The organism is Chitinophaga horti, from assembly GCF_022867795.2.
Lineage (GTDB): Bacteria > Bacteroidota > Bacteroidia > Chitinophagales > Chitinophagaceae > Chitinophaga > Chitinophaga horti.
Map to the genome: position 1 here is coordinate 828,675 of NZ_CP107006.1, position 16,250 is coordinate 844,924.

The 16,250-nt window shown below is 51.0% G+C and carries 13 protein-coding genes; all 13 read left to right on the forward strand.

Annotated elements, in window-relative coordinates:
• The first annotated feature begins 25 nt into the window (after positions 1–25).
• The 13 genes from MKQ68_RS03530 to MKQ68_RS03590 all read left to right on the forward strand — a co-directional run bounded on the left by MKQ68_RS03530 (position 26) and on the right by MKQ68_RS03590 (position 16,143).
• Positions 26–1,225, forward strand: a complete 1,200-nt coding sequence (locus MKQ68_RS03530) for a glycoside hydrolase family 76 protein (RefSeq protein WP_264282107.1) — start codon at positions 26–28, stop codon at positions 1,223–1,225.
• 55 nt (positions 1,226–1,280) lie between these two features.
• A complete protein-coding gene (locus tag MKQ68_RS03535; protein ID WP_264282108.1) occupies positions 1,281–2,450 on the forward strand; it encodes a glycoside hydrolase family 76 protein in 1,170 nt (389 codons plus the stop codon).
• Positions 2,451–2,457: 7 nt separating this feature from the next.
• Positions 2,458–3,609, forward strand: coding sequence for an MFS transporter (locus tag MKQ68_RS03540; protein ID WP_264282109.1), 1,152 nt, complete (start codon positions 2,458–2,460; stop codon positions 3,607–3,609).
• Positions 3,610–3,703: 94 nt separating this feature from the next.
• A complete protein-coding gene (locus MKQ68_RS03545) occupies positions 3,704–4,018 on the forward strand; it encodes a hypothetical protein (RefSeq protein ID WP_244841728.1) in 315 nt (104 codons plus the stop codon).
• A gap of 183 nt (positions 4,019–4,201) precedes the next feature.
• Positions 4,202–4,906, forward strand: a complete 705-nt coding sequence (locus tag MKQ68_RS03550) for an ABC transporter ATP-binding protein (RefSeq protein ID WP_264282110.1) — start codon at positions 4,202–4,204, stop codon at positions 4,904–4,906.
• Between the two features lie 15 nt (positions 4,907–4,921).
• Entirely contained in the window at positions 4,922–7,414 is a 2,493-nt protein-coding gene (locus tag MKQ68_RS03555; protein WP_264282111.1) for a TonB-dependent receptor, read from the forward strand.
• Positions 7,415–7,417: 3 nt separating this feature from the next.
• Entirely contained in the window at positions 7,418–8,857 is a 1,440-nt protein-coding gene (locus MKQ68_RS03560; RefSeq protein ID WP_264282112.1) for an ABC transporter permease, read from the forward strand.
• A gap of 3 nt (positions 8,858–8,860) precedes the next feature.
• Positions 8,861–10,210, forward strand: a complete 1,350-nt coding sequence (locus MKQ68_RS03565) for a DUF3526 domain-containing protein (RefSeq protein ID WP_264282113.1) — start codon at positions 8,861–8,863, stop codon at positions 10,208–10,210.
• Positions 10,211–10,227: 17 nt separating this feature from the next.
• Complete coding sequence (locus MKQ68_RS03570; RefSeq protein ID WP_264282114.1) at positions 10,228–12,333, forward strand: outer membrane beta-barrel protein; 2,106 nt, start codon at positions 10,228–10,230, stop codon at positions 12,331–12,333.
• Positions 12,334–12,413: 80 nt separating this feature from the next.
• On the forward strand, positions 12,414–13,274 hold the full coding sequence (locus MKQ68_RS03575) for a hypothetical protein (RefSeq protein ID WP_244841712.1): 861 nt from the start codon (positions 12,414–12,416) through the stop codon (positions 13,272–13,274).
• Between the two features lie 339 nt (positions 13,275–13,613).
• Positions 13,614–14,234: an Ig-like domain-containing protein gene (locus tag MKQ68_RS03580; protein ID WP_264282115.1), complete on the forward strand. Its 621-nt coding sequence runs from the start codon at positions 13,614–13,616 to the stop codon at positions 14,232–14,234.
• Positions 14,235–14,618: 384 nt separating this feature from the next.
• Positions 14,619–15,161 carry an RNA polymerase sigma-70 factor gene (locus MKQ68_RS03585; RefSeq protein WP_264282116.1) on the forward strand — a complete coding sequence of 181 codons (543 nt, stop codon included), beginning with the start codon at positions 14,619–14,621 and terminating at the stop codon, positions 15,159–15,161.
• 64 nt (positions 15,162–15,225) lie between these two features.
• Positions 15,226–16,143, forward strand: a complete 918-nt coding sequence (locus tag MKQ68_RS03590; RefSeq protein ID WP_244841708.1) for a FecR family protein — start codon at positions 15,226–15,228, stop codon at positions 16,141–16,143.
• Positions 16,144–16,250: the final 107 nt, after the last annotated feature.

Below are 16,250 nucleotides of genomic sequence, written 5' to 3' on the forward strand. Positions count from 1 at the left end.
TCGTATCACCATTAAAGGTTTTCACATGAGATTTCTTGTTTTAACAATAGCCGCAGCGGCAGTGTTGCTTACCAGTTGTTATAAAACCCGGGAAGATGTGCCGGTGCTGGTGGATAGAGATACCACCTCCACAGACCTGACGTACAAAATGAAGGCACGCCAGGCGATGGACAATATTTATAGGTATTACAGTGCCGGTGGTACCGTATTCGTGCGCGAAAGTTACCCGACACAGCCCGGCGATCCTCGCTACGCTTACCTGTGGCCTTACTCTGCCATGTTCACCGGTGCCACCTTGCTGAAGCAGATGGGTTATACCGATGATGTGGCGCAAGGTTACTACACCAGTACCTTAACCGGCATGGAAGCGTATAAAGACGTTTCCCGTACACCGGCTGCCTACCAGTCAGTTCCCTTGAGCGAAGGCCTGGCCGACCGTTTCTACGACGATAACGCCATTACAGGTATCGATATGCTCGAAGCGTATCACTTAACGAAAGAGCAGCAGTTGCTGGATAATGCTAAGCTTTGCTACACCTTCTGCGCATCGGGCGAAAGTCCGGAAGCGGGTGGAGGCCTGTACTGGAACGAGGGAGTAAATAATAATCCGGATCACCGGGACTACATGAAGGCCACCAATGTGACCGCCCTTTCTGCCACGCTGGCGCTGCAATTATATCAGCAGGAAAAACAGGAGGCATATCTCACTTCCGCTAAACGCTGGTATAACTGGGTAAAACAGTATATGCTCGATCCGGTTGACAAAGGTTTCTGGAACTCCATTACCATTAAGGATGGCAGCATCAACTATGCAAAATGGACGTACAACTCCGGCGCCATGATCCAGAATGCGGCTTTGCTGTACAAGATCACGGGCGAACAGGTGTACCTCGACGATGCTAAAGTGTGGGCGCAAGGAGCGTACAACATCTTTACCCGCGAGGTAGCCAACCAGGGCCGTTTCTACACCGCTAACGATCCATGGTTTACGGCCGTACTGCTTCGTGGTTACCTCGAACTGCACGCGATCGACAAGAACAGCACGTACATCGATACGCTGGTAAGCAATGTCGATTACGCCTGGCAGCATGCCCGCCTGCCGGATACCTTCCAGTTTTATGAAGACTGGTCTGGCTCGGATTTAGGCAGATACCATTCCCTGCTCACCCAGGTGGCTATGGTGGAAATTTATGCACGGATATCTATCTGGAAAGCCGAAAAATAAGCAGTAAGCCCGTCCTGGTATCTTTGCCGGACGGGCTTTTTTTATATATGGAGATATGAGAAGAATGATTTTGAGTACGCTGTTAAGTTGCACGCTGTTATCTGCCTCCGCGCAGCAATTGCAGCCTGCCGCCGAATACCAGCGCAGGGCAGAGGAAATGTTTCACCGTGTATGGACGTTATACCGCGTACCGCAACATGGCCTTTTTTCAGAATATTATCCGCAGCAGCATAAGGATTCGCTTACCTACATGCAGGATGGCAACGTACAGTCCAAAGCCGTAAGTTATCTCTGGCCGCTTAGCGGCGTGGTAACAGCTTCCAATATGTTGATACGGTTGCCCGGTAAAAAGGCCGCCTATCAACCTTATGCAGATACTGCGATGGCTGCGATGTACGCGTACCGCGATACTACCCGTAACCCGACAGGCTACCAGGCTTATCCTGCTAAGTTTGAAAAGGTGGACCGGTATTATGACGACAATGGACTGGTAGCGATCGACTACGCAGAAGCTTACCTGAATACCCGCAATCCTGTTTATTTGTCCAGGGCGAAAGAAGTATTCGCTTTCATTCTCAGCGGCTGGACCGATGTGCTGGGTGGCGGCGTCACCTGGCTTGAAGGGCACGGCGATCAGAAACCTGCCTGTAGTAATGGCATGGCCACTTTGGCGGCGTTAAAGATTTACAAAGCCAGTGGTGATAAATACTACCTGCAGCAAGGCATTCGTTTTTACGACTGGATGCATAAACACCTGCGCGACTCGGCCGGTTTGTATGTGAACGATATTAAAACCGCTACAGGTAAAGTGAACCCGGTATATTACACTTACAATACCGGTGCTATGCTGGAGGCCGCCATGATGTTACATTCCATCACGCATGAAAAGAAGTATTTAACACATGCCCGTCAATCGGCCGAAGCCGCTTACCAGTATTTTGGTCAGCCACAACAAGGTATGCGCAGCGCGTTCTGCGACCTGCCCTGGTTTGCGACCGTTTTATTCCGCGGGTACGAGGCCTTGTACGAAGTCACCAAAGATAAAAAGTACCTTGCCGCCATCATCGACCGGGTTGATCACGCCTGGACGAACCGCGATCCGAATGGCTTAACAAATCACGATTGGAGCGAGCCACGCGACAATACCGGCAAGCCGAAGTGGTTGCTGGACGAAGCCTGTATCGCAGAGATTTACGCCCGTATGGCATTGCTCGATCTTAAATAATTAACTTATGACCCAGCCTCCTAAAACAAGCATATTTCAACTGGCACCGATCCTATTCGGTTTCTTCATTATGGGCTTTGTGGACGTAGTAGGTATTGCTACCAACTATGTAAAGAATGACTTTGGTCTGTCCGATACGTTATCGAACCTCTTGCCGATGGCCGTGTTCCTGTGGTTCCTGATCTTCTCTGTACCTACCGGTATGCTCATGAATAAGATAGGTCGCAAACGTACCGTGCAATTGAGTTTGGTGATTACAGGCATCGGGTTACTCGTGCCCCTGTTATCTTACACCTTACCCATCGTGCTGGCAGCTTTTGCTTTACTGGGGATAGGTAACACCTTGTTACAGGTGGCCTTAAACCCGCTGCTGACAAACGTTGTAAGCAAAGATAAACTTACCAGCACCCTCACTGCCGGGCAGTTTACCAAAGCAATATCCTCTTTTCTCGGTCCGATCATCGCGGCCTTTGCCGTAACGCAGTTCAATAACTGGCAATACCTGTTTCCCGTGTTTGCGGCTATCACACTATTGTCATTCCTCTGGCTGACCGCCACCCCTTTGCAGGAAGATAGCCGCAAAGAAAACACCTCCACCATCCGCGAGTGTTTCGCGCTGTTGGGTGATCCAAAAATATTCCTCTACTTCCTCGGCATCCTTACCCTGGTGGGGATTGACGTAGGCCTCAACGTATCCGGCCCTAAAATACTGATGGAGCGCACCGGTATGGAGCTGAAGGAAGCTGGTTACATCGCCAGCGTCTACTTCGTGTTCAAAACCGCCGGCACCTTCCTGGGCGCTATATTACTGGCTAAATGGTCTGCCAGACCTTTTTACATTGCCTCCGGCGTTGCTGCCGTAGCTGCGATGGTGTTACTACTCTTTGCTTTTAATAGTCCTGCTATTTATGTGGCCGTAGCTTTGGCCGGCTTTGCCTGCGCCAACATTTTTTCTATCCTCTTTTCGTATGCCTTGCAAAGAAAACCCGAACGTTCGAACGAAGTTTCCGGCCTGCTCATCATGGGCGTTTCCGGCGGTGCGTTGTTCCCGTTACTGATGGGTATTGCGTCTGATGCGGCTGGTGCACAATGGGGTGCGATAGTCGTGTTGCTGGTGTGTTGCGCGTATCATTGCGTGTTAGCGGTGAGGGAAAAATAGCTTATCTCACCAGTAAAGATGGGGAAGCGCTAATTGTGCCTTCTTTTGGGTTCTTTTTTGAACCCGGTAACATTTCCCAATTTATCCCCTATATTTGCAACGTCGTTACAATATGGGGCATACTAAACAGCTGAAACGCATATTATCAGTGTTAGCACTGGTACTGTACGGGTTTATGATAACTCCCGTATCGCTTTGGCATGCCCACGACCATGGTCATGAACAGACGATAACATCCGGCGACGACTGCCCGGTTTGTGATCACAGTTATACTCCTTACATCTCCACCCACCAAGACTGGAACTGCCAGTTGGTAGTTACCCGGTACTTTTACATCGACGCACACCCTGAAGGCATTGCCGGCCTGCCGGTGCATCATGGTAATACACGCGGCTCTCCCGTAGTGTAATTCCCTTCCTTTCCGGGAACGCTCCGTCGTACCGGTGGCATTTCCTGCCTTCCGGTGTATCACGGTAATACACGCGGCTCTCCCGTAGTGTAAGCTTTCCTTTCTTAAAACGATCCGTCGTGCGGACGGTGATGCTACGCTGCCATAGGCAGTCGTAAACCTGTACATTATTAAATCAAGCTTATGTCAATAGTATTAGAAGCCGTGCAGCTGACGAAAACGTATCAGCAGTATACGGCGCTGCGCGAATTATCTATCAGCATCAATGCGGGCGAAATATTCTGCCTGCTCGGACAAAACGGTGCGGGTAAAACAACCACCATCAACCTGTTCCTCGGATTCCTGGCCGCCAGCAGCGGTAAGGCGCTCATCAAGGGGGTGGAGGTAACGCCGGATAATGCCGCCACCAAAAATATGATCGCTTACATCCCCGAAGTAGTGCAGCTGTACGGCAACCTGAGTGGTATCGAGAACCTGGATTTCTTCAGCCGCCTGGCCGGATTTAAATACAGTACGGAAGAACTGGCAACGTTCCTCAACAAAGCCGGTCTGCAAACAGAGGCGCACAACAAGCGGCTGGGCGCTTACAGTAAAGGTATGCGTCAGAAGGTGGGTATCGCGATAGCGCTGTCTAAGAATGCAGACGTGATCTTTATGGACGAGCCAACGAGCGGCCTCGATCCGAAGGCGACGGCGGAGTTTACTGCCATCTGTAAAGAGCTGGCGGCCGAAGGCAAAACGATCTTCATGGCCACGCACGACATCTTTAATGCGGTAAATATGGGCTCACGTATCGGCATCATGAAGCAGGGCAGCCTGGTGCACGTTGTGAATACGGGCGGCATTACCGCCAATGAACTACAGGAACTCTACCTGGAAACGATCTAAGCTAACTTACCTACCATGAAACTAATTATCTTGCTGGCCACGCTGTTGATCACGTTCACAGTCGCTAACGGTCAGCATACGCTCAAAGGCGTCATCATCAATGAGCAGGGACAGCCTGTTCCCGGCGCTTCCGTCACCATCAAACAAAAGCCGGGCACCCGGATGGCTACAGCCGATACTTTGGGCCATTATATGCTGGAAACGCCTGTACCCGGCAAAGCGGAAATCATCGTCACCGGTATCGGCTATGAAACTGTGCATGAGTGGTTGAACCTGTCGAAGGATACGGAGTACAATGTAGCGCTGTACTCAAAGTCGGCGCAGCTGCAGGCGGTAGAAGTGTTGGGCCGTGCGGCAAGGAATTACAATAGTGACTATAGTTTTAGTGCCACGCGCACGGCGATCCTTAATAAGGATTTGCCGCAGGCGATCGGTACGGTGACGAAAGAGATCATGAAGGACAGGCAGGCGTTCCAGCTGGCGGATGCAGTGAAGGTGATACCGGGTGTGGTAGCGTCCAGCTTTTACAACCAGTATTCCATCAGGGGGATCAGCCAGAATGAGGAAGGGCAGATTGTGAACGGCATGCGTACGCGTCAATACTATTTCCTGCAGCCGCTTACGGCGAACATCGAAAGGGTCGAGGTGCTGAAAGGTCCGGCCAGTGCGTCGTTTGCGAGTGTGGACCCGGGTGGTAGCATTAACCTGGTAACGAAAAAGCCACTGGCTACGGAGCGTAAGGACGTGAGCCTGAGCGCCGGCAGCTTCAATACGATTCGCGGTACGCTGGACTTTACCGGTCCGCTGAATAAAGAAAAGACCTTGCTGTACCGCCTCAACGGTGCTTACCAGCGGGCGCAGAGTTACCGCGACCTGGTGCGCAACAATGCGTTACTGATCTCCCCTTCTTTCTCTTATATCCCGAATGATAAAACGGCCATCAACGTAGAGATCATCTACAGCGATATGGAAGGCAACCTAGATCGTGGTCAGCCGATATTTGGTGCGGTGGCAGGCAAGACTAATCTCGCCAGCACGCCCATCAGCCTGAACCTGGGTGCCGCCAGCGATCACTTTAAATCGAAAGAGTTTATCATCACCAGCACATTTACGCAAAAGTTCAGCGAGGCGATCAGTCTGAACGCAGCGTATATGAAACAAACCTGGGAAGAGGATTTGCAGGAGCATCGTACGACTAATGCCTACGCACCGGATATCAACAACCAGCCCGTCACTTCCATGGTGGGCATGCAGTTCGTGCAGCGCGCGCAACATTGGAATACAGATAACGTGAACGTTTACTTTAATTTCCGCTTTGCCACGGCAGCCATCAAACATGAACTGCTCGTCGGTTATGACCTCAGCAGCTGGCGGAAGATGATGGGCGGCGGCCAGAACGCGGCACGCGGCTACCTGCTGAAAGACGGCTCCATAGCCAGTTCCTTCGTGCCGGCCAATGCAGCCAATTACCAGACGATCACGTACAATGGCGCCACGCTGCCAAAGCCGAACGTCGCGCACTTCGACCTGAATAATCCGTCGTACACGATGCGTAATATCAATGACTACACGTTCAATTCGCGCGTAGTGATTCCATCCGCCTTAACAACTATCCACGCGCTGTATGTGCAGGAACAACTGCGCTGGCAAAAGCTCATTGTGCTGCTGGGGCTGCGGCATGACTGGTTCAAAGACATCACGAACTACAAAGCTAACCGGGAGCTGAGCTTTACAAATAGCCGGCTGCTGCCGCGCATCGGCGTTACGTATGCCGCCACCAAACAGGTGAATGTGTATGCTACTTATGTAGAAGGTTACCAGCCGCAGAGCAACACGGCTACGCTGCTGCCAAGTACTGGCAGTTACTTATGGACCGACCAGTCGGCCGCCCGCTTTAAGCCATTGATTAGCAATCTGAAGGAGTTCGGTGTTAAAACAGCATGGTGGAATGGCCGCCTGAGTGCCAATGCAGCCGTGTTTGAGATCAATCAGCAGAACTTATTGATGAACGCTAACCTGCCAGCCTACCCCGACTCGGTGGTCACGCGGGGAGCAGAGCGCAGCCGTGGCTTTGAGCTGGATATTACCGGCAGGCTATTGCCCAACTGGCAGGTGTACGCCTCTTATAGTTACATTGATGCGCGGATCATGGAAGATAACAATCCTGCCCTTAAAGACGCCCGCAAACAGAACACGCCTTACAATAGCGCCAACCTCTGGACGCGCTACGACTTTCGTAAAAACAGCCGCCTGAAGGATATAGGCATAGGCGCCGGCGTGCAGCATAACGGCGATCGGGTGCCCTGGTTCGACCGGTCTTTTAAAACACCGGCCTACACGCTGCTCGATCTTGCGCTTTACTACCATCCGGGCAATGGCAATATGCAACTGGCCCTTAACGTGAACAACGTGTTGAACGATACCTATTGGATCGGTGCGCAGAACTATCAGCGTTTGTTTCCCGGTGCGCCGCGGAATGCTATGCTGACTGCCACTTATAACTTTTAGACCATGAAGCAAACGAAGATTATAGCAGGACATTTCCTCAAGATAGTGATACGCAGCCGGGCCATGACGATCGTGTTCCTGGCATGGCTGCTGTTGGTGGCTTACGCTGCGATAACGGGTTACGAAACGTACACCGCTCAGCAGCAGATGCGCATCAACTTTCAACAACAGGCACGACAAAGCTGGGAAGCCAACCCGGATAAACATCCGCATCGTATGGCACATTTCGGCACGTTCGCTTTCCGCCAGAAACATCCGTTGAGTATGTTCGACTACGGCATGGAAAGTTATACCGGCAACGCCGTGTACCTGGAGGCGCATAAACAAAACACGGTGAACTTCAGTGAGGCCGGCTTTAGCACGGGCCTGCTGCGGTTTGGGGAGATCAGTCTCGCCATGTTGGTTCAGATCGTATTACCGTTGGTGTTGTTCTTTCTCGGATTCAACGCCATCGCGCAGCAAAAGGAGAATGGCACGCTGAAGGTGCTGTTAAGTCAGGGCGCGGGATTTCGGTCGATTATTTGGGGAAACAGCGTAGGCTTGTTTACGTTAGCGCTGATCTTCCTGTTGCCCGTTGTACTGGTCTTGCTCGTGCAACTCGCCTTACAATCCACGCTGCCCGCTGGTGGCGCGGTATGGGCACGCACGATCGGTTTACTGTTCGGCTGCCTGTGCTTCCTCTGGCTCGTCAGCGTAGTCGCGATATGCGTTTCTGCACTAAGCGCAAACAGCCGCTCCGCCTTACTTTCCCTCCTGGGGATATGGCTGCTCATGAGCATCGTGCTGCCTAAAACGGTTCAGGCCATTGGTAGCGCATTACATCCGGCACCCGGTAAGATCGAGTTCGATACAGCGGTGGAAAAGGACATACTGCAGATAGGGGACAGCCATAACCCGAACGACCCGCATTTTAAACGTTTAAAGGATTCTGTACTGAAGGCCCATCATGCAGACTCCGTACAGCAGCTGCCTTTCAACTATTCGGGTTTCCAGATGAGGGAGGGCGAACGGATGAGTGCAGAGGTGTATAACCAGCGCCTGCAGCAATTGTACGATGTATATGAGCGGCAAAACGATGTCAGTAATTATTGCTCGCTCATCGATCCGGTGATCGGTATCAAGAACATGAGTATGGCACTCGCCGGTACGGATTTCATTGCGTATCGCAGGTTCCAGGACCAGGCCGAAGATTACCGTTACCAGCTGGCCCAAACGATGAACGAGTTGCAGATGAAATACATCAGCAACAGCAAACCGAAGGACGATCATCCACACATGATCGGTAAGGAGCATTGGGCGGAGTTTGCAGACTTTACGCATACGTTCGAACCGGTAAGCGTTACGGTGAAGGCCGCCTGGCTGGCCTTTACAGCCACGCTGTTATGGTTCCTGTTAAGTTTTATCCTGATCCGTTTCACCGCTGTCAAAGCAAAAGCACTGTAAGATATGTACCGTTTAGCATTTAAGAATTTTATACGAAGCCGGTCGGTGGTGATAGCATTGGTGCTTTTCCTGTTCGTTGGACTGGTAAGCATTGTGATCGGCAAACAGTTCCTTGAAAAGCAACAGGTGTCGGTGGAAGCCGTTACCCGCCTGCAACAGGAACAGATAGAACGTAACGTGCAACACATTCCCGACCAGTTCGGCCTGCTGCTTTATTACCTGCGTTTCGCCTACATCAATCAGCCCGATCCCACGGCTGCACTGGCTGTTGGCCAGCAGGACGTAAACTCGTCTATCCAATATTTAAACATACGCGGCCTCGAAGGGCAGCGTTACGATACAGGTTTATACAATCCGTACAACCAGCTCACCGGCAACCTGGATCTCAGCTTCGTAGTACTATTCCTGTTCCCGCTGCTGATCATTGCCTTCAACTTTAATGTGTTATCGCAGGAAAGTGAACAGGGCACCTGGTCACTCGTACGGGTGCAGGAAAACAGGCCGTTGCGCTTTATCCTGCAAAAATTAAGTATCAGGCTGATGGTGGTGCTCGGACTCTTTTTCGTGCTGCTGTTACTTGCTGTTATCATTATCGGGCTACCGCTGAACGAGCGCCTGCTGGCCTTTGCGTCGACTGGTATATTGTACATCCTGTTCTGGACTGCCCTCAGCTTCCTGGTGATCGTGTTACGCCGGAGCAGCAGTATCAGTGCTCTCATGTTGTTAAGCGCCTGGGTGCTACTTTGCCTGTTGCTGCCTGCGATGGTGAACAACTATATCACCGCCCGCTACCCGGTGAAGGAAGCTTACAGCACCTTCATCAAACAACGCGACGGCTATCACACCAAGTGGGATACGAACGAAGACAGTACGATGAACGCTTTCTTTAAACATTACCCGCAGTTCCGTGAGTATGTGTGGAACAGTCCTAAGTTCAACTACATGTGGTATTATGCCATGCAACAGTTAGGAGATGATGAATCTGCTGCAGAAGGCAGAGCGATGCGCGATAAGTTGCTCGCACGACAAGCTTCTGCCGCGAATGCTGCATTGTTCTTTCCGACCATGCAGGCGCAGTTGCAGTTCACGGCCATCGCGGGTACGGACCTGGACAGGCACCTGGCTTACCTCGATAGTACGGGCGTGTTCCACGAACAAAAGAAGCTGCACTTCTACCCGAAAATATTTGGCGACAGCGCAGTGGTGAATGAGGATTGGTCGAAACATGTGCCGCAGTTCTTTACCGCCAAAACGCCTGTCAACTGGGGTGATATGGTCACTCCGTTCATCCTGTTCACCCTGCTGCTTGGTGTTGGCGGTGCTGTCATCTTCCATCGAAACGGTACCCGATGAAATATTGCCTGCTGTCTATGAGCTTGTTTTTCGCGCTGCAGCCGCAGGTGCGCGCACAACAGCCAGCGCCGGCCGAAAAGGTGCCCCGCTTGTCCGGCGTCACGGTACAGGCGGCCCGCCCGGCCGTTTCTGTGAACAAGGGAAAAATAGTATACAACGTGCAACAGGCTACTAACGGTGCCGGGCAAACGGCATTGGAGGTTTTGACGAAAGTGCCCGGCATCACCGTGGATGGAGAAGGAAATATTCAATTTGGCGGCAGCGCCGGTGTAAACGTAATGGTCAATGGTCGTATGACCTGGCTGTCTGGCCCGCAGCTGGCCAACTTCCTGAAAGGGTTAAGCGCCGAAGATATCGCCCGCATCGAAACCACGGTATCGCCGGGCGCCTCGCTCGACGCTGCCGGCAATGCAGGTATCATCAATATCATTACGAAGAAAAGGCCTGCCCAGGGCTGGGGTGTCGACCTGCGCAGCGCCATCAGCGCCGGTAAGTATACGATGACTAACCAGCAGATCGCTGTTCATGCAGGCGGCCGTCACCTCAGCGTGTATGGCTCCTTCGATTATAATACGCCGCATAAGTTCTTTACGAGAGAAGGCGGTAATGCGGTAGGACCTGAACAGCTGGAAAGGCAAACCACTACATCTCAGAAAATAAAATACTACACCTGGCGCGCCGGTGCCGAATGGAAACCCGCTGCCAGGCACACGATCGCCGTCAACTACCACGGCTACCTCGATGATTTCACCTGTTTGCATGAATCGTTGCTTCAGATTGGTGGATCCACTACCGCTTCGCAAAACAACATCGTAGAGCCTTATCACTATGACGCGGTCAATGCAGGGTATCGGTTTGATATTGATTCTTCGGGAAAGAAATTCACCGTAGATGCAGACTACACCAGCTATCGCAATTACTCTGATGCGTTGATGACCATGCAGTACTATCAACCTGATGGAAGTTTTCAGCGGGAAAATAAACTTGCTTCCTATCAACCCGGTTTTGTAAAGATCCGCTCCATCAAGTCGGACCTGGAACTGCCGTTCGGTCAAACTACGGTTAAAGCCGGACTGAAATTCGCGCATGTCAGTAATGATAACAACTATCGTTTTGACTCCGTGGTCAATGGTCAGCTAACGAATATCGCGAACATCAGCGATCATTTTCTGTATGAAGAACGCATCAGTGCCGCCTACATATCTGCTGCCAGGCGTTTTGATAAGACCAGCATCACCATCGGTTTACGCCTGGAGCATACAAATGCCGACGGCACTACTGCGAAATCGGGTGTCCTGAATAAATGGACCTACACCCAATTGTTCCCATCCCTGCTGATGGAACAAGCTTTAGGCGAACAACAGCAGCTCAGTTTATCCATCAGCCGCCGCATTAACCGCCCCGCCTACACCGACTTAAACCCCGTACGCTGGTACCGCGACGAATACTTTTATTACTCCGGCAACCCTGCCCTGGTGCCCGAACTGGCCTGGAGCGCTTCGGCCATCTATAGCCTGCGTAGCCGCTACATCTTTTCCCTGGTTTACCGTCGCAGTAACGACTATATGTCTGAGCAGCTGGCCTTCGACAACTATTCCCCCGCTATCAGGAGCCAGCGTGCCAACTTTGGCACCATGCAGCGTGTGGAGGCCACGGCCGCTGTACCTGTCGCCATATTGCCTGTCTGGCAACTGCAATTGAACAGTAACGTAAATTTTACCACTTACCCTGTGACGATGATCGCCGGTAACAGGCAGCTGTCCCAATGGGCCGCCGCTTTGTCCCTACAACAGGATATTTCCCTGCCGGTCGGTTTCAAAGTTTCCCTGGCCACCTATTATACCACCCGGGAAGTAAGGGGCATCTTCCGCACCGCCGCCATCTGGTACCAGGAAGCCGGCGTTAAAAAATCCTGGCTGCAAGGCCGCCTGAACACTATGGTGTCTTTTAACGACATCTTTGATACTTACAGGCTGCAGGGCCGCTCCGTATCCGATTTCACGAACTTCTGGTACAACGACAAACCCGACAGCCGCAGGGTGGGTGTGTCGGTGACGTACCGCCTGGGCGGTAAAGTGATGAAGGGGTATAACCGGAAAACGGAGGAGCAGGAGCGGTTGTAGATACGTAGATACGCTTGGTGCCCTCAATCTTTTCCTGTAAATTCATATAATCTTCCCCAACCCCTTTCAACCTAAAATCTATGAACGAAGCATTTCAGGAAAATACTTTGATTTGGCTGATGGTGTCAAGCGTTGTTGGAGGTATTATTGGTGCTGCTATCAAAGTTTTGAGCGAGAATGTGTTTACACATAATATAATCCAAAACCGTCAGGCACTTGATCATTTCAAAACCTATTCCTTTAAATTGCTCAAGTCGGCACAGGCACTGAATCGCAGATTAGATTTTATTATTAAGGACAATGCTAATGTTTATCGCTATGAGGATGAAAATTCGAAAATGAGCCTCTATTACGTATTCGCCACCTATTTTGGGTGGTCAAAGATTATTCAAGAAGATGCATTGGACAAGTTTCAGCGAATCCCTAAGAAGATGCGGCAATTTAATATTGCATTCCTTAATACCTTGAAGGGCCTTTCCGGTAATCAATACTTTACTGACATTTGTAAAGTGGAGGAAGTATTTGCCCGATCGGCGGTTGTTCCAAATTATTGTTTTACTGCCATTGGAGAATTGATGATGGCGAATATTGATGATAATAAAACATTAATCAAATCACCAGTGCTAGATTTCACCAGCTTCTGTATTCTTTATAAGGAGAATGAGGAATTTAGAAATTGGTTTATTTACATTGATAAACTATTGTCTGAGATAGAGTATAGCGATGATAATCTTGCTTGGAACAGACTATTAATCTTTTCAATCAGCCTAAAATTACTTATTAATTATTTAGATAAGAGAAATGATCTGACCGCGCCAATGCCGGATATTAACCACTTACAACTTCTTAGCCCAAAAGTAAAAATTAAGGTGCTTGATGATTTAAGATTATTTAGATTAAAGAAAATCGATCTGCCTAAATCACTCTCTAAACTTGCCTAGCAATTGCGACAATTCGTACGGTCGTTGTCAGTGCTTTCCAAGAGCTTAATGTCGTTGATTGTGTTCATAATATCGACTTCCAGGTGTAAATCTTAATCCGGATTATCTATTCCGGGTACAAACCTATTTTAGGACGTGACAAAAGCGTATAAGCGGTACCCAACCATCACCCAGCCATCACTGAACCATCCCGCCCGGTATCGGGCCATAAATAGTGAAAACCCGCGCTATCCCTTTGCAGATAAAGGTTTGATGCGGAAAATGTCAATTTGACCCTACTCCAAAGTACAGTTGCCCCTATCTCCCCAGGGCAACCTATGTCCGATCTTTGTCGAAAAAATGATCCAGCAAGATTTCAACGCCATATCCACTGGTGCCACCGGCATGTTCGGTAAGCAGGTAGTGATGTACATGCGCTACGGTAAAAAGATCGTCGCGAAGGCCCCGCGCAAACGTCCCGGTAAGGGCACGCCCAACCAGGAGCGAACCAAAGCCGATTTTACGAAAGCGGCGGGCTGGTCGGCCCGGGTGCGTGCAAATGCCGACTTAAACGCGCGGTATAAGGCAGGCCTTACTGGCGGCAAAAACGTTCATAACCTCGCCATTGCTGATTACCTGGTGGCTCCTGTCATCCACGGGGCGACCGTCGTGAAAGGCCGTGTCATCATTCATGCAACAGATAACTTCCGGGTGGCATCGGTAAAAGTGATGGTGTATCATGCCAACGGGGATTTATTGGAGGCAGGGCTGGCCGCAGAAGGAGCTTCCGGCCAGTGGACGTATAGCCCCCTGTCTTTGCCTGCGGGCTGTAGTATTGTCGTGGTCGCAACTGATCTGCCCGGGAATGAGTGCAGGTACGAGTGTACGTTGCCACAGAACGGCCAGCCCGCCTGGCGGGTAACGATGGTGCGTGTGGCGTGCCGGGAGGTGGTGCATGATGGGGTAGTAGAAACGGGATAGCAGATATCCGCTTCAGTTCGCGTTTGCAAAGCCCTGCCATGCTGGCCGGGTGTAGCAATCCGCCCGCCGCCAGGGCTCCCGTCGTAAGATGCCGGGCCAGCGGCAGCGGAGCAGCTTATCCAGCTTACAAAGCACCCGGGCAAAAGGCTCCGCCGCTTTGGGATAGGCTGTTATAGTTCTTTGACATATTGGAAAATAAACAAGACAAGGCGTTCTTTATATATATCATAAAGGGGGGCCACGGCTCCCCTTTATCTATACGCAGCCAGGTTAGGATAATCGGCGAGGTAGCACTATATTCGTCACAACCGAACAACTGAAAAGGGCTGCGGCCCGGTGTTAGAAATGAAGCGCAACCTGGATGATCTCTCGGATCAGGAACTTTTGGAGCTTGTCAAAAAAGCGGACCAGCCGGCCTTCGTCTGTATTTACAGGCGCTATTGGTCGGAGCTGTACCGTTGCGCTTTCCGCATTTTTCCTAATCAGCATACCTGCGAGGAACTGGTGCACGATGTGTTCCTGTACCTGTGGAATAAGGGGCGCGATACGGATATCCGCTCGCTGAAAGATTACCTGTATATCGCGGTGAAGAACCGGGCGCTGAACAGGATCAGGGCGGAAAATAACCTGCTCACTGAGGTGGACGATCATGCGCTTAACGCCACTTCTTCGCTACAGGCGGAGGAAAGGGTCAATTGCCTGGAGATCAACCGGATATATGACCAGGCACTGTCCGAACTCCCGGAACGTTGCCGTACGATCATGATCATGAGCAGGCATGAACATCTTTCTAACAAAGAAATAGCCGCCAGGCTTGATATTGCGCCTAAAACAGTCGAGAACCAGATCACCATCGCCTTGCGGCATATCCGTACGCGGCTGGGGGAGTACCTGGTGACTTTATTACTCTTCTCTCTATTGATCTGAAAATATTTTATTTCTTTTTGGGGGCACCGTGATTTTGCGGTGTCTTTACTTTAAAGCACCATTCATGAAAGGGACGAACGACGATTCAACAGCAAGAGGTGTTTCCGAAGCCATCGATCAACTCCGGGACAACCCTGTTCCCTGGAACGAGGCCTCCATGGGCAGCGAGAAGGCTACGGAAGAAAAGATCTTAAGCCGCCTGCTGTTGAGCATCAACGAAACCGGCAGCCGCCCGAAACGTATGGGCCGCCGCGTGTTCCTGTGGTCTGCCGCAGCAGCGGTGGTGGTGTTAGTGGCAACGGTGTGGTATCAACAAACCCGCACGGTCTACTATCCGCAGGTGTTGGTAGCTACCAAAGCTGCTCAGCGCGAAAAGGTGGTGTTGCCCGACGGATCAGAAGTATTGCTGAATGCAGGCAGCCGCCTGCAGTATCCCGAACAGTTCGGCCGCGACAAACGCGAGGTAACGCTGCTCGAAGGCGAAGCTTACTTCTCTGTCAAAGCAGATGCGAAAAGGCCCTTCATCGTTCAGGCGGATAGTACGCGCACAACGGTGCTGGGAACAACTTTCAACGTAAGGGCTTATCACTTTATCGGTGAGGTAACGGTAACGGTATCGAGTGGTAAAGTGGCCGTAAGCGCCACACAGGAGTTGATCGTAACGCCCGATCAGCAGGTAACCTACAGCAAAACAAAACGCGATCTGCAGATGAAAGCTGTCGATGCAGACGAGGTGCTGGGCTGGATAGATGGCAAACTGGTGTTCGCCAACGAAACGTTCGGCCAGGTAGCCGGCTTACTCGAAAATAAATACAATGTGAAGATCGTATTTGACGACCCTTCCCTTACCAGATATCACTTTACGGCCACTTTTGAGGCGACGGAAACGCTAAACGATGTGCTGGATGCACTCACGCTCACCAAAGGACTGGAATACACAGCGACGAACAATACCATTCATATTTTTCAATCTAAAATCTAACATTATCGACCAGACTGTCTGACATTCAACCAGGATCAACTTTAGCTATCAACCAAACGAGTCTAATTATTATCAACCAAACGACTAGTGTCGCAACGGGCCACCTG